Annotated in this window: 19 protein-coding genes; 4 read left to right on the forward strand and 15 right to left on the reverse strand. The window is 49.7% G+C overall.

Features of this window, described 5'->3' with window-relative positions:
- Window positions 1-3: 3 nt before the first annotated feature.
- The 8 genes from rplW to cls form a co-directional block, all read right to left on the reverse strand.
- On the reverse strand, window positions 4-288 hold the full coding sequence (gene rplW, locus JIN82_RS16135; protein ID WP_200312704.1) for a 50S ribosomal protein L23: 285 nt from the start codon (window positions 286-288) through the stop codon (window positions 4-6).
- Between the two features lie 20 nt (window positions 289-308).
- Window positions 309-914: a 50S ribosomal protein L4 gene (gene rplD, locus JIN82_RS16140; RefSeq protein ID WP_200312705.1), complete on the reverse strand. Its 606-nt coding sequence runs from the start codon at window positions 912-914 to the stop codon at window positions 309-311.
- A gap of 20 nt (window positions 915-934) precedes the next feature.
- Window positions 935-1591, reverse strand: coding sequence for a 50S ribosomal protein L3 (gene rplC / locus JIN82_RS16145; protein ID WP_200312706.1), 657 nt, complete (start codon window positions 1589-1591; stop codon window positions 935-937).
- Window positions 1592-1611: 20 nt separating this feature from the next.
- Window positions 1612-1920: a 30S ribosomal protein S10 gene (gene rpsJ, locus JIN82_RS16150; RefSeq protein ID WP_200312707.1), complete on the reverse strand. Its 309-nt coding sequence runs from the start codon at window positions 1918-1920 to the stop codon at window positions 1612-1614.
- A 33-nt stretch (window positions 1921-1953) separates the two neighbouring features.
- Window positions 1954-4098, reverse strand: a complete 2145-nt coding sequence (fusA, locus tag JIN82_RS16155) for an elongation factor G (RefSeq protein ID WP_200312708.1) — start codon at window positions 4096-4098, stop codon at window positions 1954-1956.
- 41 nt (window positions 4099-4139) lie between these two features.
- Window positions 4140-4613 (reverse strand): 30S ribosomal protein S7, encoded by a 474-nt coding sequence (gene rpsG / locus JIN82_RS16160; RefSeq protein WP_200312709.1) that lies wholly within the window; start codon window positions 4611-4613, stop codon window positions 4140-4142.
- A 38-nt stretch (window positions 4614-4651) separates the two neighbouring features.
- Window positions 4652-5029 (reverse strand): 30S ribosomal protein S12, encoded by a 378-nt coding sequence (gene rpsL / locus JIN82_RS16165; protein ID WP_200312710.1) that lies wholly within the window; start codon window positions 5027-5029, stop codon window positions 4652-4654.
- 259 nt (window positions 5030-5288) lie between these two features.
- Window positions 5289-6749: a cardiolipin synthase gene (cls, locus tag JIN82_RS16170; RefSeq protein WP_200312711.1), complete on the reverse strand. Its 1461-nt coding sequence runs from the start codon at window positions 6747-6749 to the stop codon at window positions 5289-5291.
- A gap of 343 nt (window positions 6750-7092) precedes the next feature.
- Here cls and JIN82_RS16175 point away from each other — a divergent pair, with 343 nt between their 5' ends.
- Together JIN82_RS16175 and JIN82_RS16180 are read left to right on the forward strand one after the other, a co-directional pair.
- Window positions 7093-8316 (forward strand): M29 family metallopeptidase, encoded by a 1224-nt coding sequence (locus tag JIN82_RS16175; protein WP_200312883.1) that lies wholly within the window; start codon window positions 7093-7095, stop codon window positions 8314-8316.
- A gap of 148 nt (window positions 8317-8464) precedes the next feature.
- Window positions 8465-9217, forward strand: coding sequence for a putative 4-mercaptohistidine N1-methyltransferase (locus JIN82_RS16180; protein ID WP_200312712.1), 753 nt, complete (start codon window positions 8465-8467; stop codon window positions 9215-9217).
- A 66-nt stretch (window positions 9218-9283) separates the two neighbouring features.
- Here the strand turns inward: JIN82_RS16180 and JIN82_RS16185 are convergent, their stop codons facing one another.
- From JIN82_RS16185 to lpxB, 7 genes are all read right to left on the reverse strand, one after another.
- Entirely contained in the window at window positions 9284-10462 is a 1179-nt protein-coding gene (locus tag JIN82_RS16185; protein ID WP_200312713.1) for a PEP-CTERM sorting domain-containing protein, read from the reverse strand.
- Window positions 10463-10651: 189 nt separating this feature from the next.
- Entirely contained in the window at window positions 10652-11005 is a 354-nt protein-coding gene (locus JIN82_RS16190; RefSeq protein WP_200312714.1) for a RidA family protein, read from the reverse strand.
- A gap of 44 nt (window positions 11006-11049) precedes the next feature.
- Window positions 11050-11847, reverse strand: coding sequence for a hypothetical protein (locus JIN82_RS16195; protein ID WP_200312715.1), 798 nt, complete (start codon window positions 11845-11847; stop codon window positions 11050-11052).
- A gap of 111 nt (window positions 11848-11958) precedes the next feature.
- Window positions 11959-12978, reverse strand: a complete 1020-nt coding sequence (locus JIN82_RS16200; protein WP_234042115.1) for a Gfo/Idh/MocA family protein — start codon at window positions 12976-12978, stop codon at window positions 11959-11961.
- Between the two features lie 115 nt (window positions 12979-13093).
- A complete protein-coding gene (locus tag JIN82_RS16205) occupies window positions 13094-15661 on the reverse strand; it encodes a mechanosensitive ion channel family protein (protein ID WP_234042116.1) in 2568 nt (855 codons plus the stop codon).
- 141 nt (window positions 15662-15802) lie between these two features.
- Window positions 15803-16663: a hypothetical protein gene (locus JIN82_RS16210; RefSeq protein WP_200312718.1), complete on the reverse strand. Its 861-nt coding sequence runs from the start codon at window positions 16661-16663 to the stop codon at window positions 15803-15805.
- Window positions 16664-16678: 15 nt separating this feature from the next.
- Window positions 16679-17806: a lipid-A-disaccharide synthase gene (gene lpxB, locus JIN82_RS16215; RefSeq protein ID WP_200312719.1), complete on the reverse strand. Its 1128-nt coding sequence runs from the start codon at window positions 17804-17806 to the stop codon at window positions 16679-16681.
- A gap of 137 nt (window positions 17807-17943) precedes the next feature.
- Here lpxB and JIN82_RS16220 point away from each other — a divergent pair, with 137 nt between their 5' ends.
- Both JIN82_RS16220 and JIN82_RS17630 read left to right on the forward strand, forming a co-directional pair.
- Window positions 17944-18408 carry a c-type cytochrome gene (locus tag JIN82_RS16220; RefSeq protein ID WP_200312720.1) on the forward strand — a complete coding sequence of 155 codons (465 nt, stop codon included), beginning with the start codon at window positions 17944-17946 and terminating at the stop codon, window positions 18406-18408.
- Between the two features lie 44 nt (window positions 18409-18452).
- A complete protein-coding gene (locus tag JIN82_RS17630; RefSeq protein ID WP_200312721.1) occupies window positions 18453-19316 on the forward strand; it encodes a tetratricopeptide repeat protein in 864 nt (287 codons plus the stop codon).
- The last annotated feature ends 3 nt before the right edge of the window (window positions 19317-19319 follow it).

Raw genomic sequence — 19319 nt, forward strand, 5'->3', positions numbered from 1 at the left:
TAATTAGATGAGGTCGATTGACTCGCCCTCCTTAAGGCGTACGATTGCTTTCTTCCAGTTGGCGGTACGACCAGCGTCAGCGCGACGATTGCGCTTCTTCTTACCTGCATAGTTGCAAGTGCGTACGCTTTCAACTTTCTTACCGAAGAGCTCTTCGATAGCGCGCTTGATTTCAAGCTTGTTGGCGTTGCAGTCTACTTGGAATACGTATTCATTGTTGAGCTCCTGAAGCAGGGTAGCCTTTTCAGTAATACGTACGGTGTCGATAACCTGATAAAGATCTTTCATGTTATTTCCTTTCTGTTCGCTTAGGCAGTACGCTTAGCAAGAGTTTCGAATGATGATTCAACGAGAATCACTGCATTTGCGTGCAGAAGTTGCTCGATGTTAACTTCAGCAGCTGTCATGAGCAGAACACTCTGAACGTTACGTCCAGCAAGGTATGTTTGCTCGTCGAAGCTCTCAGCAACTACGATCACCTTCTTGGCGTCTGTAAGTGCTTTGATTGCTGCTACGAATGATTTGGTTTTGCCGTCTGCTACTGAGAAATCTGCTACAGAAACTGCTTTGTCTGCACCGATGATTTCGCCGAGCACCTTACGGAGAGCCAGCTTGCGGATTTGCTTAGGCACGCGCTTAGCATAGCTGCGAGGCTTAGGGCCAAAGATAGTACCACCACCACGCCATACTGGGTTCTTCACAGAACCTGCACGTGCACGGCCAGTACCTTTCTGGCGCCAAAGTTTCTTGTTTGAGCCAGATACCTCACCACGTGTTTTGGTGTTTGCAGTACCGCTACGGCGGTTTGCGCGGTAGGCTACGATCAGGTCGTGTACCGCCTGATCGCCCTTGTGACCTTCGATCACTTGGATGTTTGCTGCCTTAGCAGCTTCGATTGAGAATGTATTAGCCATTTTCTTGGATAATTAATGGATTACTTAGCTGCTGGAGCAGCCTTCTTCACGGCTGGGCGAATGACAACGTATTGTCCCTTACGGCCTGGTACGGCACCAGATACGAGAACAACACCATCTTCAGGGCGAACCTGAACGATTTTGAGGTTCTGAACAGTGCGGCTGTACACACCGTGGCGACCTGGCATCTTCTTGTTTTTCCAGATACGACCTGGCCATGTACCAGCACCAACACCACCTGGGCGACGGTGCATCATGTGACCGTGTGAGTCAGGCTGACCGCTGAAGTTGTAACGCTTAACAACACCTTGGAAACCTTTACCCTTGGAGATGCCTGAGACATCAACATACTGGCCGTCTTGGAACAGCGCAGCACCTGGGTGTGCTTCTTCTGTGTTTGGCAGGTCTGCATCACTCTCGAAGCGGAATTCCTTCACGTGCTTCTTAGGTGCAACAGATGCTTTGGCGAAACGACCACGGTCAGGCAGGTTGAGGCGTTGCTCTTTCTGATCGTCGAAACCGACTTGAACAGCAGAGTACCCATCAGTCTCCTGGGTCTTAACTTGAAGAAACTCGTTACCTGCAACTTCAACAACAGTCACAGGAATACTCGAACCAGCTTCCTGGTCGAAAACGCGAGTCATACCGATTTTTTTTCCTAATAGTCCTAAAGACATGTGCGTAGATGGTTTAAAATTCAGATACGGATAGCGATGTCTACACCAGCTGGGAGATTGAGCTTCTTCAGCTCATCAACGGTGCGTGCGGTTGGGTCTACGATGTCGAGCATGCGCTTATGTGTGCGGATCTCAAACTGCTCAGCAGACTTTTTGTTTTGGTTTACGGAACGGTTCACGCTGAACTTCTCGATACGAGTAGGAAGCGGAATAGGACCGGCAACTTTGGCACCTGTACGCTTGGCAGTCTCAACGATCTCCTGAGCGGATTTGTCGATAGCGCGGTGGTCATAGGCGCGTAGGCGGATTCTGATTTTGGTCTTGGACATGGCAAAGATTAGTTTTTGTTTACCAGAAGTGGGTTAATAGTATTCTGAGATGATCTCATCGACGATGAGCTGTGGAACCTGCTCAAACTGGGATGGCTCCATGGAATAGGAGGCACGCCCACTGGACAGGGTGCGAACGGCTGTGGAATAGCCGAACATTTCTTTTAGCGGCACAAACGCACGGAGAACGGCGAACATTGCTTTGCTCTCGATTTCCTGAATCTGCCCGCGGCGGCGATTAAGATCACCCATAATGTCACCTTGGTACTCTTCTGGCGTGGTTACTTCCACTGCCATTACAGGTTCAAGGAGAATCGGGCCGGCTTTCTCGAAGCCGTCTCTCATCGCGAAAATTGCAGCCATTTTAAACGCATTCTCGTTGGAGTCGACTTCGTGGTAAGAACCATGGACGATCTCAACGTGAACATCGACGACTGGGTAGTTGGCAATCACCCCGTTTGTCATCGCTTCGTTGATACCTGAATACACCGGATTGATGTATTCTTTAGGGATGGCTCCGCCTACGATTTTATTCTCGATAGTCAGGCCTTTCCCTTTCTCATTAGGAGAAACTTTTACTTCTACGTGACCATATTGGCCACGGCCACCGCTCTGCTTTTTGAGCAACCCTTTGCCGTCAGCGGCTTGGGTGATAGTTTCGCGGTAGGCGATTTGTGGTTTACCCACGTTACACTCGACTTTGAACTCGCGCTTCATGCGGTCAACGATGATTTCGAGGTGCAACTCACCCATGCCGGAGATCAATGTCTGACCAGTGTCAGCATCTGTCTTCACAACGAAGGTTGGGTCTTCTTCAGAAAGTCTAGTGAGTGCCAGTGCCATCTTTTCCTGGTCAGCCTTAGTTCTAGGCTCCACTGCCAATGCGATCACTGGCTCTGGGAATGATGGTGGCTCGAGGAGAATGTCAAACTTCTCTTCACACAGGGTGTCACCAGTGGTGACGTTTTTCACACCGACAAAAGCTGCGATATCGCCGGAGTAAACAGTTTCCACGTCTTCGTGTTTATCAGCCTGCACCTGAATAATGCGGCCGATACGCTCGCGCTTGCGAGTACGTGGGTTAAATACGGTATCACCCTTGGAGATGCTACCTGAGTAAACGCGGAAGAATACCAACTTGCCGACGTATTTGTCAGCCCACAGTTTGAACGCCAGTGAGCAGAACTTGCTATTGTCGTCGGTTTTAGCAACTACAACGGCTTCTTCGTCGTCCGCTTCCTGTCCTTCAGCTGAAGGAACTTCCAGCGGGCTAGGAAGATAGTCGACTACGGCATCAACGAGGAACTGAATGCCTTTATTCTTAAAGGCTGATCCTCCTGCGATTGGTACTACCAAGTTATTGATAGTAGCGCGGCGAAGCGCCTGCTTGATGTCAGCTGAAGTAATTTCCTCTTCCATGAGGAATTTTTCAGCCAGCTCATCATCACAGTCACAGAGAGCAGTAACGATCTCTTCACGTGCTTCAGCTGCGATTAGTGCTTGCTCTTCATCGAGCTCGCGAACCTCAAATGTTGAACCCAATTGATCACTATCTGTGTAGATGACTGCCTTCTCGTTAACCACATCGATTTGACCGATGAGATCTTCTTCAGCTCCAATTGGGATCAAGATACGAACTGCACTGACGCCAAACTTCTCACGAACATCTTTCACAACGTTCTCGAAGTTCGCACCAGTGCGATCCATCTTATTGACAAAAACGATGCGCGGCACGTCATACTTGCTGGCCTGACGCCACACCGTTTCAGTTTGAGGTTGTACACCGGCCACCCCACAGAAGACTACGATTGCTCCGTCGAGCACACGCAGTGAGCGCTCAACTTCAGCTGTGAAGTCTACGTGTCCCGGTGTATCAATGATATTAATGCGCTCCTTCTGATTAGGAAAGAGCTTGCATACGCCATCTACTGGTTTCTGCACCCACTCACATGTTACAGCAGCTGAGGTGATAGTGATACCACGCTCACGCTCTTGCTCCATGTGGTCGGTAGTTGTTGCCCCGTCGTGCACTTCACCAATCCTGTGAATCATACCTGTGTAAAACAAGATACGCTCCGTAAGCGTGGTCTTACCGGCATCAATATGAGCCGCAATCCCGATATTACGGGTGCGCTCAAGCGGATAAGGACGCTTTGGATGATTTGGTGAAGTAGACATGAATTTACAGTTTGTAGATTCCCAACGAGGCGACAGCAGGATTACCAGCGGAAGTGAGCAAATGCACGGTTAGCCTGAGCCATCTTGTGCATATCGTCGCGCTTACGCACGGCGTTACCTTGGTTATTAGCAGCATCCTTGATCTCGTTTGCGAGAGCGAGGTGCATTGGAGTACCCTTCTTCTTACGAGCGAAGAGAACCAACCAGCGCATTGCCAGTGAAACAGAACGATCAGGGTCTACCTCGAGAGGCACCTGGTAAGTAGCACCACCAACGCGACGGCTTTTCACCTCAACGCGTGGCTTAGCATTCTCGATAGCACGAGTGATCACCTCAAGAGGGTCAATTGTATCTGTGCCTTCGTTTGCTTTATCGATAGCTGCATAAACGATGCGCTCTGAAAGAGAACGCTTACCGTCACGCATCACCTTAGAGATGAGTTTGCCTACGAGTTGTGAATCGTAGCGCGGATCACTCATGTCCGGCTTATTGTAGATTTTTTTGCGACGTGCCATGACTTTATATTATGGTCAAATAGTTAAAAATTGGGCGATTACTTAGCCTTCGGACGCTTCGCACCATACTTAGAGCGAGCTTGCTTACGACCATCGACACCGAGAGTATCGAGAGCACCACGTACAACGTGATAACGAACACCTGGCAAATCCTTCACACGACCACCACGTACCAATACGATACTGTGCTCCTGAAGATTGTGGCCTTCACCACCAATGTAGGCGATCACTTCCTGACCGTTAGTGAGACGTACCTTAGCTACCTTACGAAGCGCTGAGTTTGGCTTCTTAGGAGTACGAGTCATCACCTGAAGACATACACCGCGGCGCTGCGGGCAGTTTGAAAGAGCCGGTGACTTCGACTTTTGCACCGGAGTTTTGCGTCCTTTACGAACGAGCTGATTAATTGTCGGCATAAGATTCCTGCGTTTTTTGAAGTTTTTACAGGAGCGCACCGAAGATAAAGCGAGATTACTCGCATTTAGCCTCTTTTCCGGAGCTACTCCCGATAATTCTTATAGTTTAGCAGCCTATGACGCGGATTTTCCGCCTATCGCTGGCTGCGGGTGGGCGCGCAATATACAAATGAACCCCGCTCTGGCAAGACCTTTTTCACGTTTTTTTGCCATTTCTTTTAATTTTCTCATTTCCCACTGAGCAAATGGATTCTGCACACTAGAGTAATGGGCTGAATAATCTGGCTAAACTGTCCAAGGATCGGCGAAGTCCATGACGTTGTGTCCATTCTGCCAAATAGAGTTCACGCGCTTGGCCTAGATAAATGTTCTGCTGGGCAATGAGGCGGTCGACCTCATCACCTGCGTAAAAGATCACATTGATCTCAGAATTTATTTCGAATGACCTGATATCAAAGTTACTTGAACCAAAAAAGCCTAAGTAGCCATCCACACTCATGCTTTTAGTATGTAATAACTCGCGCACACCATCTTGCTCGCGCCCATGCAGGTGAATTTTCACGCCGCTTTCTAAGATTTCAGCATAATAACTGCGCGCAGCAGCTTGCGGCAAAATCTGATCCCCCTCTTCTGGCACGATCAACATCACCTCGACACCGCGCTGCACCGCCACGGACATGGCATCCAGCAGTGATTGATCCGGTATTAAATAGGGCGTCGTAATAACCACCCTTTTGCGTGCATGATACAGAGCGGTAATAATCAGCTGGTGGTAATTCTGGTTTGGATACAAAGCCGCACTTGGCATGATCTGTACCAAGCCATTTCCTGCGGGCACTGGATCTCGGAAATAACGCTCACCTTGCAGCAGCTCGCCAGTCTCTTCGTGCCAGTCGGTCACAAACACCGCCTGCAGCTCCAGCACCACAGGCCCCTGCATGCGCGACATCATATCTACCCACAACAAATCTGCCCTGCCATAGCTCGGCTCGGTGATATTCTGTGAACCAGTAAAGCCAACCTGTGAATCAATCACCACCACCTTGCGGTGGTTGCGCATATCTACGCGGCCAGAAAATCGATCGCGCAAACCCACTGGCATCGCCGCCACCACTTGCACGCCAGCGTCACGCAATCTGCCAGCTTCACGTTTGAGCATTTGCTTTGATCCAGCAGCATCCACAATCAGGCGACATTCCACCCCACGCTCAGCTGCCTTTATTAATGCCTCACTCACCCGCGTGCCCACCGCATCCACTGCATAGATATAGAATAGTAAGTGGACGTGGTCACGAGCTCGGTCAATTTCCTCAACCAAATGGTCAATGAAACCGTCCGAGCTATTATAGAAGTCTACTTTATTACCTGACAGCGCAGGCAGCTGACCCAGCCGCTGCACAAAGGCTGTCGCGTCAGCCAGTCGATCATCCTGCTCCGGCAAAACCACTTCATCCTGGCTAGCTAGCCAAGTTTCCATTTCTTTATAATACGGTAACATCCGCCGATGCCGCTCCATCCTCCACTGCCGTGGTTTTTTCGAGCCAATCATCAAAAACAGCAACAAGCCTAGCCATGGCACTAAATAGATCACCAGTAGCCAAGACATCGCCGCCTGCGGACTACGCCTGCGCGGCACCGTCAAGAGCATGACCACCCGGATCACCCACTCGCCAATCAGATACAATAGCTTCCAGTCAATCCAGTCAGTTAACTCTTTCACACAGCTGTTCTAAACCTTTCGCTGATAGACCTCAAGAGCAGTAAATAAAAAAACGGCAGCTCCTCTCAGCCCTAGCGTATCTATAATACTATAATAGTGATCCCCTGATCATCTCCGGCGGCGCAGCAGAAAGGCAAAACCCACCACTCCCAGCAAACTTAATGAGCCAGCTCAGGCACTACAGTAATACTAACTAGCGGCACGACCAACTGACTCCTCATGCAATTTCACAATCACCACAGCCTCCACAAACAAAAACATACATTTCCTCGTGGAAGATTTTCAGAAATGCTCTAGCGTAGGAACAATTAGGTACCAGCTAGATCTAGCAAACATGAATCCAATGAACACAACAACTGAGACACCCGACACGCTGAGTGATTCTTATTTGAATACAGAAATCATCCTCAATCCCGAAACACGTCAGTTTCCTCCATATTCTACCGAGCGCCTGCTTCGCCAGGTCTTTGATCCCACAGAAGGATGCCGTGTCTGCATCCTCACAGATTTTCAAGAGCCACAAAAATGGATCACTAACTTTGCCTTTCTAGAGTCAGAGGAATTCCCCGTCCAACACCGCGCTCACCAGCACTTCTATCAAGCATTCAAAGATGGCGTGATGGATCAGCTAGGCATGACTGGCGGCGAAATGTTCGCCTACAACTCAACCAATGGATCCAACCTCGACCTCAAAGATGAATGCTGGGATACACAAGGGAACCAACTCTCGCTAGATAGCGACATCTACCCTAACTACGACATCATCCTCTGCATCAGTGACTGGAGCGCCACCGCCCCACTCACTGCAAAATGCAAAGAATTTGGCTTCCGCGGCGCCACCATGCACGGCATGAACGACATTATCCTTAGCTCTGGGCTCGCGGTTGACTACGATAAAGTATCACGCGACGCCGAGCGCATCCGCAAAGTGATGACTAAGGCCGACCACATCGAAATCGACTTCACTCTCGAAGACGGCACCGTCCTAACTGCCGACCTCCAGCTAGAACAACAAGAAGCACAAAAATCCCACGGTCTCTGCCGCGGCAAAACTCCTGACGTGGCAAACCTACCAGCTGGCGAGGTCTACTTTGTACCCACTGATGCCAATGGCCAATTCCCGATGAAATACGCAGACGGCACACTCGGCATCCTCGATGTCAAAGACCGCAGCATTTACCAGTCCACTCTGATAGAGGGAAATCAAAGCACCATCGACGAACACAACGCCCGCCTCAAAGCCGACCCAATGACCGGCACCCTTGGCGAACTCGGCTTTGGTACCCAAGTGCTCCCCGTCTCCATGTCTGACATCCAAGATGAAAAAGTGCTCGGCACCTGCCACCTAGCAACTGGCCGCGACGACCATCTCGGTGGCGACATCGTGCCCGACATGTTTGTCACTCACGAAAATAGCACTCACGACGACATCCTCTTTGCGCCGCACAAGACGCCTAACTTCGACATCAGCCAAGTGCGCATGTTCCACGGCGAGAAAATGGAAATCCTAATCGAACACTTCCGCCCCTCAGCACTGCTCACCGCAGCCGTGCGCGGCGAACTCTAAAACATTCCCATCAACCCTCTCCCGCCCTAGCAGGAGAGGGTTTTTATTTTCTGCACAATGCCTAGCTGGAAAATCCTAACTGCCTCCCAGTTTCATCGTCAGCTACTAAAAACTCAAAACCAACCCACTGAAAACGATCCCTTCTCCCATGACCCCAGCTCTAACGTCCCCAGGCAGCCAGCTCTACGAAGAGCAAAAAATGCTCGCTGACTACCTCGCCTTTCACTACGCGCCAGCCAGCCGCTACATGCCGTGGTCTAGCCAGCTAGAACCATTTCTTAATTTCCCACATCGCACCGCTCAGCTCGCTGAACAATTCTGCCCGTCACCTGAGCGCACACTCGACCTAGGCTGCTCAGTAGGCCGCGCCACCTTCGAACTCTCCAACTTCAGCCAGCACGTCACCGGCATCGACTTCTCACACGCATTCATCCACGCCGCACAGCAGATCCAGCAGCTCGGCAAACTCAGCTACAACGAATCACTCAGCCCGCATTCCAGCTCAGAAGAAATCGCCCACATGCCAGCTGGCGCAAATCCAGAACGTATCACCTTCAGCCAAGGAGATGCGTTAGACCTGCCCACTAACATTGGCAAGTTCGACCTCATCCACGCCAGCAACCTACTCTGCCGACTACCTAAACCAGCTGAATTTCTCCAATCACTCAGCCAACTAACAAATACCAATGGCACCGTCCTGCTGGCCACACCATTCAGCTGGCTAGAAAACTATACCCCTAGAGAAAATTGGCCCAGCTACGACTCGTGGCAATGGCTGCAGGACCAGCTGAAACCTAACTTTCAACTCGTCCACCAAGCCGACGAACCATTCATGATCCGCCAGCACCAACGTAAATACCAATGGGTTGTGTCCAAAATCAGCATCTGGCAAAAACGCTAATACCCAGCCAACAAAAAAGGCAACCAAGTGAAACTTGATTGCCTAATTCTAACTGGGATATTTCATCTACGCAGTTTTACGGCGTCTGAAGATATAGGCCATGCCAAACAAGCCCACTAGGCTTATTGAGCTCGGCTCAGGAACCGCAACCACGGTAATTGTACCATCCACATCCAGCTTGTTATCCCAAGCCAAATCATCCGCTAGATCGGGCAAAATCACAGAATCAAAAGCTCCTGAGAAGGTGCCATTAAACAGATTAAAGCTATCATCTTCCTGTAATGCTTCTGACCCACCCAGTAGTGAAACCGTCAAGCTCCCTCCGAATTCAATATTTCCGAGAGTCAAATCTAGCATGTCTTGCGTAAGAACTCCACCTGCATCTCGGTGGATATCAAACATGTTATTTCCTTGTAAGAAGAACGTACCGGTCTTACCTCCATCTGTGGAAAGGTCACCAGTGAACGAGCCAATGCCGCTAGAACCGTCAGCACCGGGAGCGAAAGTCACCGCCATATAGGCAAACCTGTCATCATTAGCTGCCGTTGAAGAATCGCCAAAGGAACCGTTGCCACTAAATACGTTAGGTGCAGCAGTACTAAAATCCTTAGCTGTGTTAAATTCAAAAAGCTGGCCCCGCATGATATGTGTCCCACCCTCAAATTCATTTACATTAGTTGAGTTATTCAGCTTCATCGAGAGTAAGTTATTATAATCAATGGTCGTACCTGAGGTGAACCCTGCACTATGGTAGATAAGAGAACCTCCATTTGCATCAATAGTAATATTGCCAGACAAATTACCTGTATTTTCCAGCTGGATATTCGAGTCAGTCGTCAAATTTACTCCTGCTCCAGTCAGCGTAAGTGCAGATCTAATTTTAACTACCGCTGCTTGGTTAGACATAGTCAAAGAATTAGCTGAAGCCCCGCCTGTGTTTACGATCCTGCTAATCTTCTGGTCAATCACGGCATCACTACCATCAATCCATGCAGATGGGGCGGCTACTCCTGTAGCGTCGGCAGTCCATATGTCAGTGGCCCAATCGAGATCTGACGGAGCGGTTCCAAAACCTGGATCAGTGCCATTAAAGTCAGGAAAAAGGTCTACAGCGTGGCAAGCTGTAGTCGCTGCTAGTATAGTTGTTAGGATTATGGGTATTCGGTTTTTCATAGTGTGTTTAGAGGTAATAGTTTCAGATATTTTAGCGTATGACCCTGCGACAAAATCACAAAATAATTTCACTAATGAACCTTACTCTACCCACCCAAGCTATTGCCTAGCAAACAAAAACATCAATAAATTCGTCCTAAACTCCTAAACACCAATATAGACCAAGACAAATAGGTAGTTAGAAAATATATCTGACACCCAAATTTAGCAAGAGTACCCGTCAATTCTAACGAGCACTCAAACTATAATAGTTAGCCTAAACTAAGCCTTCACTGCCGCGATTACGGAAACCTCAACGAGCAGTTCAGGGCGAGCCATGCGAGCTTCTACACAGGCGCGAGCTGGCGCATGACCTTCGGGCACCCAAGCATCCCACACCTCATTCATTGCCGCGAAATCTTTCATATCGCGCACATAAACGGTAGCCGAGAGCATGTGCTCACGATCAGAACCCGCTCGCTCTAGCAACTCATCCACCTTATCTAGCATCGTCTGCGTTTGCTCCTCTATCCCCTTGCTAGCATCCTTGCAAACTTGGCCACACAAATAGACGGTCCCATTGTGAATCACCACTCGGCTCATGCGCTGCTTTACTTCTTGTCTAGTAATATCCATGGCCACGCCATAACAGGCCTGTCAGCGAACACAAGCAACAAGCTCTACCTCACCTTACAGCCATAGCTAGTTACTACCTGTTTTGGCGTGATGATATCCAAAACACCGTAACGACTGCTACAGCGCAACGAAAACCCAGAATAATGTAACGCAGCCACAACCAAGGTACTGCAGCTATACTCAGATTTCACATCAGAGGCGTTTTTCGGTCGCCTATTGCCGTTCCACAATCCCAAAGCGCCAGAATAGTCGTAGCTCTTAGATGGCGAACTGGCGGACAGACAAACCTGCTCAGTAAACTCGTCCAATCTAGCTAGATCAAGACTGCCTGAAGGAGCTCTAAAAACCATCCAGTTAGAGTCTCGCAATTTCGACAGATGGGTCGATGCTGTGACAGCCTGCTTCATAGCCACCTGTAATAATCGCAAATCTCCTGAGTGATGCTTTCCCCCCTTTGATGCACAAGTCACCAAAGCTAAATGGCCGTATTTGAACATGGCGTATGGCACCTTCTGCACACCGCCAGCTAATACGCTTCGCTGTGCCTCACTCGATTCCATGTAAAAAGCAATCACATCGCCCGGTTGAAGCAGCTCTACCAGCTCTGTGAAATAATCAGCGCTCAGGACCTTATCGTAGTGATAGACTGCCTGCAGACGCTGGTATTGAGCTCCATCAGCTAGCGGTGCACACGGCGCTCCCTCCATCAGGCTGAATGGAAAAAAACCAGCATGGGGCCCAGCACTAGCTGGCGTTGCTAATTCCTTCAACCCCACACCCACTAACAACAAACAGCAATACATTCTCAACTTTTCGCTCACCGAGCTTCGTTTCGTAGTCATCACCAACAAGCTAACTCGAATCTAATTCAGCCAAAATTGATAACCCTATGTCTATCATCAGCTAAATCAATGTTAAGCTGGCGCACTTGGTGAATACTACATAGAGCTCAATCAACTAAGCTCTGCTCGCCAATTTTCCAAAGCACGCGCATTGCCTAACGAGTCAGCTAGATCCATGCCCGGAGCGAGAAAACCTTCGCCTCGCACCAGCTGACCAAATGCCTCAATCTCATAACTCAGTAGTTGTCTATCATCAGGGCTTTTCCAGCTGGTTGACATTTCTGGCCGGTCGTAGATTTCCGTCACCACCTCGCCAGCGCAGTGCCACGGGTTAGAGACGCGAATGCGCCCCTTCGTACCAGTAATTAGCAATTCATTATCCGCTCGCATTCTCACCGCACAGGTGCATTTTGCCACGACTTGATTAGAAAATTTCAAACAAGCTGTGGTCCACATATCCGTGCCTAACCCAGGGTCAATAAATCCCACTGCCTTGAGCTCGATAGGATCGGCAAATGCCCGACCCATGCTCGCTCCAGCTAATAATCGAGCCATAGAAATCGGATAACCACCCACGTCCAAGATCCCGCCACCGCCAAGCTCTTTGGCTTGCAAGCGAGAGTTCGGCAGCACCCCAGAATCAAAACAAAAATTTCCCTCAATCATGCGCAGTTCGCCAACCACCCGGTCCTCGATCATTTTCACTAACTGAGCCGTCTGCGGGTGGTAGCGGTACATAAATGCCTCGCGCAATATGCAGCCGTGATCTTCAGCTAGCTGGATCGCCTCTTCGGTCTCAGCCACATTCATTGTTAGCGGCTTTTCACACAGCACATGCTTACCCCTAACGACAGCTTCACGGATCCACTGCAGGTGCAGCGGGTGAATGGTGGCTACATAAACAGCCTCGACAGCCGGATCATCTAGCAGCTGAATATAGTCGTCGTAAACGATACAGCTGCCAGCTGGAAAATACTCATCTGCAAATGACTGCGCCTTTGCCAAATCACGGCTAGCCACAGCCGCCACCTCAGCGCCGGGCGCATCCGCTACCGCCGCAGCAAACTCACGCGCAATCATGCCCGTCGCCAATATCCCCCACGCTAACTTTCCAACTGACCGATCTTCCATCCAACTAGCTAAGCAAATCTCCGCCATTTGCAAACCTCTAAAACTACCACAGCCAGACTAATAGCATTCCAACGCCTGTCAGCTCAGCAGCCTAATGAGCTACTAGCTAGAAATGCTATTTCCCCTCTCGGCTGCTGAACGAGAGGTCGACATCCGACGAGCGGATGTGCAGATCGCGCTGCGGGAATGGGATTTCAATTTCAGCGTCGCACAAGGCTTTGTTAATAGAAGTCGTTAGTTCATCCAACACAGCATTGCGCAGGATGATATTTTGGATAAATACACGTAGCTCGAAATCTAATGAACTATCACCATGGTTTCTAAACAATGCCTGTGGCCCTGGGTTCTCCAATACTTCGGGATGACTGTTTCCTATCTCCAACAATAGATTTTTAACCACCGCAGGATCGGTTCCATAAGCCACACCAATAGGGATAATGATGCGGGTATGGTGATCATTGAGCGACCAGTTAGTCACTTTCTGAGTAATCAGATCTTTGTTGGGAATGACATTTTCCAGCCGGTCCCAATCAGTAATGGTTGTGGCTCGGATGTTAATCTGCGAGACCGTACCGCTGGTATCACCGATGGTGATGATGTCCCCCACTCGCACTGGGCGCTCTACTAGCAGGATAATGCCAGCAACGAAGTTAGTGACAATTTCCTGTAAACCAAAGCCAAGGCCCACACCAAGCGCGGCAACCAGCCAGCCCACTTTACTCAAATCCACCTGCAGCAGCGACAGGATGTAAAAAATCAGTCCAGCTATCAGCAGGTAGCGAGTGATAGATACCACCGTATATCGCATGCCAGCGTCGAGGTTGAAGCGCGGAAATACAAAGAGCTCGAAGGCAGCCGGCAATGAACGCAGGACAGCAAAAGACATCACTAACAAGATCATCGAAACGAGCACATTTGCCACGGTCAAATTCTCAAATGACCCCAGATGAATCTGCCCGAGAGCATAATACAGCCGGCCGTCAGTATTCCACACCATCTCAGCTAACACCACGGCGACGATCAGGAAGATCGCATTGATCAATGTGCGTGTTCTTTGCACCGTATCCTTCAGATACTGCGGCTGATTTTCGATGTAAATATTCACCGCCGCATCATCATAGTTGAGCTCAGCAGTCTCACGGATAGATTCGTCCCACGCCACCGCATGTTTTGCAGCCAGCTTGTTAGCTGCTGATTGGATCGGCTTGTAGAGCGTATACATGATGAAGCCCAAAAAGACCGTTGTCACTATGGCGTGGAATAAGATGTCACCGGCAAATTGATAGCCTAGCAGGCCAACTACCAAGGTGACGATTAACAAAGAAACCGCTAGTCCAACAATGACACTCCAGTTTTTCCAAACAAAACTCTGCGCCCCTTGAGTCGATTTCACATACTGCGCCAGCTGGCGGTTCCTGCGGCAATAAATCAATAAGAGAACAACTAAGCTCAGACGATACGACGCATCCGCTAGAAATGGCACCGCCTTCCAGCTGGTAGGCGCTATGGCAAAGGTATTAGGCAATACCATTAGCAGCGCATAGAGCAGGCTGGCATCAAAAACCAAAGCTCTAAACCAGCCCGCGACTTCAGGATTCAAACCCAATACTTGGACAGCAAATCGCTGACGACCACAAATTGCACTAACAGGAAGAACTAAGAATAATAGCAATGCCAGCTGGTAAAAGAATAAGGACAGCTGCTCGCGCAGCTCTTCACTCAGGCTAGAATTGAGAACGAGAAAACATACCAAAATGAGGATGCAGCCAGGTAGAACGGCTCTAGTCAAATTGATCACCCCCACGCTAAGCCGATACTTTCTACCAGCGGCTTGATGTCTAATCAATGACCGCTTCAGTGTGCGACTAGCCCAGAATGCAAAACTAATGGCCAGCGCTACCAATACTAACATTACGCAGTTTTTCGCGGTAAAATAAACCCTAGCAGACTCCGCTATTTCACTGCCATTGCTACTGTAATACAACCTAGCAGAAGCCAGCTCATCAGCCGCTTCCCTGAGTGTTTGCAGCGAAAGCCCCTCTGAGCTGCGGAACCAAAAGATTCGCGGCAGAACAAATGCCTGCAGTTCAGCGTTAAGTGTAGAAATCTCGGAACCCAGTCTGAGAAGTTCCGACTCGCTCTCGATCACAAGCTCGGTTGATTGGCTCAGCGCGACGAGTGCATCCCTCTCTCTAGCTAAGGCATTACTTAAATCATAACGGTTGGCCACATCTAGCTGGACTAGCTTTTCGCTCTCGAGCTTATTTTCCAGCTGCCTATCTTTCAGCTCGAATGCCAAGGCTCGGTATGCTTGCACACTGGCTTGGATTCCAGCCACGGTAAATGGTCTATCGCCATCGTCTACCAGTTGTGTCTTGTGATAGACATCTTGCAGAAGTTCCCCCGCGCGCTCGGAAGAGTTGTGCTCGGTAGCAATTTTCCGCAATGATTGGTCAAAATTCTTCAACTCATCGCGCAGCGCTTCCGCTTGCCCATGCCAACTTTGCTGCTGTACCAGACTTCGTTTTTGCGCCTCTAGCTGACTCTCTAACTTCTTTGTCGACTGTGCGATTTTATGTAACTGGCGCTCGCCGCGATTTCCTTCAGCGTACAGATCCGCCGACATCATGAGAAAACAAATTATGCCCAACAGGCTTCTTATGGTGATCGCTAATAGCTTCATTACCTTGCGTTTGGTTTTATCTGAACATTGGCTAGCAGAAGCCCATCATGACAAACATGATGAACCATGGAGTGATAGCTAGCCAGCTAGAAATAAATTAGATCTGACATTAGCCCAGCTTGGGCGAGTAGAGAACCACCACTATCTGGCGGCTTTGAGCAGCATTGCCTTGAGCTGCTTCATCACTAACAAGCAATCGTGATAACGAGCTGGCTCGTGAGCACCCCAGCCATTTTCCACAAACACAGCATGGCTCAGGGTAACAACTGGCGCTTCCCCAGCCACGTCTGGACGCTGGCCATTGTTGATGAGGAAGTCCGCCCATTGTTGGTCACGTTCATTCGCTGAACTTGCTGACCACTTAGAAATATCTTCAGGCATTTGTGCCATGGTTGTCAGCTGGACAATGCCTATCAGCTTCTCGTCATTAGCGATGATGTCTTTTCTAACCCAATCAGCTAGCTGATCGTCTGCACAGGCGGCAAAACCAATACGTATGGTATGCTCAGGCATCTGCCCACTCAGCTGGCGAGCGAGCGCCACTAAGCTAGCGACTACGGATGAATCACCTAACTTACCATCACCCTGCAAGCTAGCAGCCACGACAACGACTTGCTTTTTATCCACGCGGCCTTCCACATTCACCCATGTGCCTTTCCAGATCAGGCCCCCTTGGGTAAAGCCATCGTCTTCGTGGATTACATAGCCCACATTGTTGGGGCCGAGTTCACCTTGCACCATAGCGCTGGCGGAACGCATGCCTTTCTGAGTTTGTTCGCCGGTGAGCTTGCGCTCGCCGACCATAGAGTGAAGTTTATTGACCCTATCAGCAAACGACTCTTGGGTCATTTCTACATTTTGATAGAGTTCTTGAGCTTCATCATCTTGGCGCTCCCAGTAGAAATAAAGGTACATGGCAACAACGATGCCAATGATGATTCCCAAGGGGAAAATCATCAACAGAGACTTCACCAATATTGGTTTCTTTTCCTGGCTACTCATAGGGCAAAAAGTGGGTTAGACCAATAGCTTGGCAATCTCAGATGCCGCGCGGTCATGAGCTCCATACTCGCCCAGCTTGCTAGCTGCCAGCAATAAATTTTCTTGCACCTCGTTGCGGTACTTCGGCTGAGCCATCATCAATCCAAGCTCGGTGGCCACATTACACGGGTCAGCTTCACATTGGATGAATTCTTTCACTACCGCTTTTCCAGCCAGAATATTAGCCAGTCCGATAAACTCTATCTTCACTAAGACCTTCGCCATCAGATAGGTTGGCCAAGCAATTTTATAAACCAAACAATAGGGCATCCCTAAAGCAGCTGCTTCCAGCGTGGCCGTTCCACTAGCAATCACACCACAGCTAGCGCGCTGCATCAACGAGTGGCTGCCGCCTAGTTTTAGCTCCACCTGCATTTCGTGAGGAAGTTTGGCCTCTTCTATCACCTGTTGCATTTTCACACGCAGTTTTTCAGACGCGGCTGCGGATTCGAATTTCAACCCAGGCTTCGCCGCATGCATGCGCCGTGCAGCTTCTACCATCAGCGGGAATAGTCTAGCAACTTCGCGTTCGCGGCTGCCTGGCAGCAAAGCTACTAGGTTGTCCGCACGCTGGCAGTCTTCACGTTTTTCTTCCAGCTCATCGACTAATGGGTGGCCGGTGAAAACCGTCTTCAGCCCAGCCTTTTCAAAAATCTCTTTTTCAAATGGGAAGATGCATAACATCAGGTCTAGCACCTCCGCCATTTTAGGAATGCGCTTTTTATTCCACGCCCAGACTTGCGGGCTGATGTAGTAGACAATCTTGATGCCCGGAACTTGCTCACGGACTTTGTTAGCCAGTCGCAGATTAAAACCTGGGTAATCGATCAAAACCAAAACATCCGGCTGCACGCGTTTGATCTCAGCGAGCATTTGGTAGAACTTGTCTTTGAAATACGAATAGTGCTTGAGAACCTCCCAGATCCCCATCACCGCGGCGTCTTCCACCCAGTCTTGAGTTTCAGAACATTCTAGCTGAGCCATCTGCGGGCCACCAGCGCCATAGAACTTTACTCTGTCGATTTGCGACTCGAGCGCACGCATCAACCAAGCTCCGTGGGTATCCCCACTCACCTCTCCTGCTACTATGTATACGCTGCTCATTTCCAAAAACGCTAGTCTCCTCTACGCCATCTAGCCACCATTATTTCCAAGATTTTTGACAATCGTTTTAGAAATCGCCTGATCCCCTTGATTTCTGGCCATATCTTGCTACAAGGTGGATAACAACTACTCGAACTATGAAAAAATCACTCCTTTCAATCGCCACTCTCACAGTAGCCCTATTTGCACCAGCTCATGCTGACGAAAAAGCTGACCTCATGGCCGCTGGTAAAGCAGCCTACGGGACCTGCCAAGCATGCCACGGCGCTGACGGCAAAGGCCTCAAGATTGGCGACAAGCTGATGGCACCTCCTATCGCCGGCTCACCATTTGTAAATGGCAAGCCAGACGTGCTCGCTCTCATCGTGCTCAAAGGTGTGAAAAAAGAAGATGCAGATTACCTGGGCATCATGGCTCCACTCGAAGCCGCTCTCGCTGATGACAAAAAATTAGCCGGTGTACTGACATATGTTCGCAACTCATTCGGCAACGAATCCGCCATCGTCACGGCAGAAGAAGCGGCAAAATATCGCGCTCAGTGGGCGGCTACTTCTTCCGCTCAATCACGCGCAAAGCTTGAAGAACTCAATAACGCTGAGTAACTCACAGCTGCTCAAAAGCACAAATTCTAATTACAAAGTCCACGGTGAAAATTCCCGTGGGCTTTTTTGTAATCCGTGCTACCTTGCCGCGGCCAGCCCCCCAGCTCGCATCTAACCTGCAAAACATCACATCTCACCGCGTACTACTGCACATGAGGCTCGCTCTCTATACAATTATCATCATCGGCACCATCCTTCTCAGTTTTGACCTTAAACAGGTTATGGATCTGTCCCACAAAGAAACTGAAGCCGCTCTGGAACGTGAACAAAAACGTGCCGAACAAGCTGCTGCAGCGCAAGCTGACGCTCATTCTGGTGGCATGCCAGATGACGCCAACCACGCTAATGTTTCTCCAGACACACCAGCACCGCAGGCATCCATGCAAGAGCGCATTCAAATGGCTCTAGACAATGCGGCTAAGGCGATCGCTGACAGCCCAGAAGATCCTGCTAACTACTCAGCGCGCGCCATGCTCTACATGACTATTGGCGATAACGAAAAAGCCCTAGGCGACCTAGATAAAGCACTCGAGTTAGACAGCCGCGACCTGCGTCTGCTCAACCAGCGCGCCTATCTGAAACGCAACTTGCAGCAGTTTGACTCCGCTATTGAAGACCTCAACAGCGCGCTCGAAGTCAAACCTGACGACATCGATACCAAGCTGCATCGCGGACTCGCCTACATGGATGCTAAAAAATTCGACCTCGCCATTGCCGACTTCACCGTCAGCTTAGAAGCCGACCCATCACTCAACCTAGCTCGCCGACCACTCGCTCAGGCACTCTACGAAAGTGGTAAAAAAGCCGAAGCGATCAGCCTGCTAGAAGCCTACCTTGAAGCACTCAAAGACGAACAACTCAGACCCGAAGCTGAAACCACTCTCGCCGAGTGGAAAGCTGCTGAGTAATAG

Origin of the sequence: Persicirhabdus sediminis, from assembly GCF_016595495.1 — a bacterium.
Classification (GTDB): domain Bacteria; phylum Verrucomicrobiota; class Verrucomicrobiia; order Verrucomicrobiales; family Akkermansiaceae; genus Persicirhabdus; species Persicirhabdus sediminis.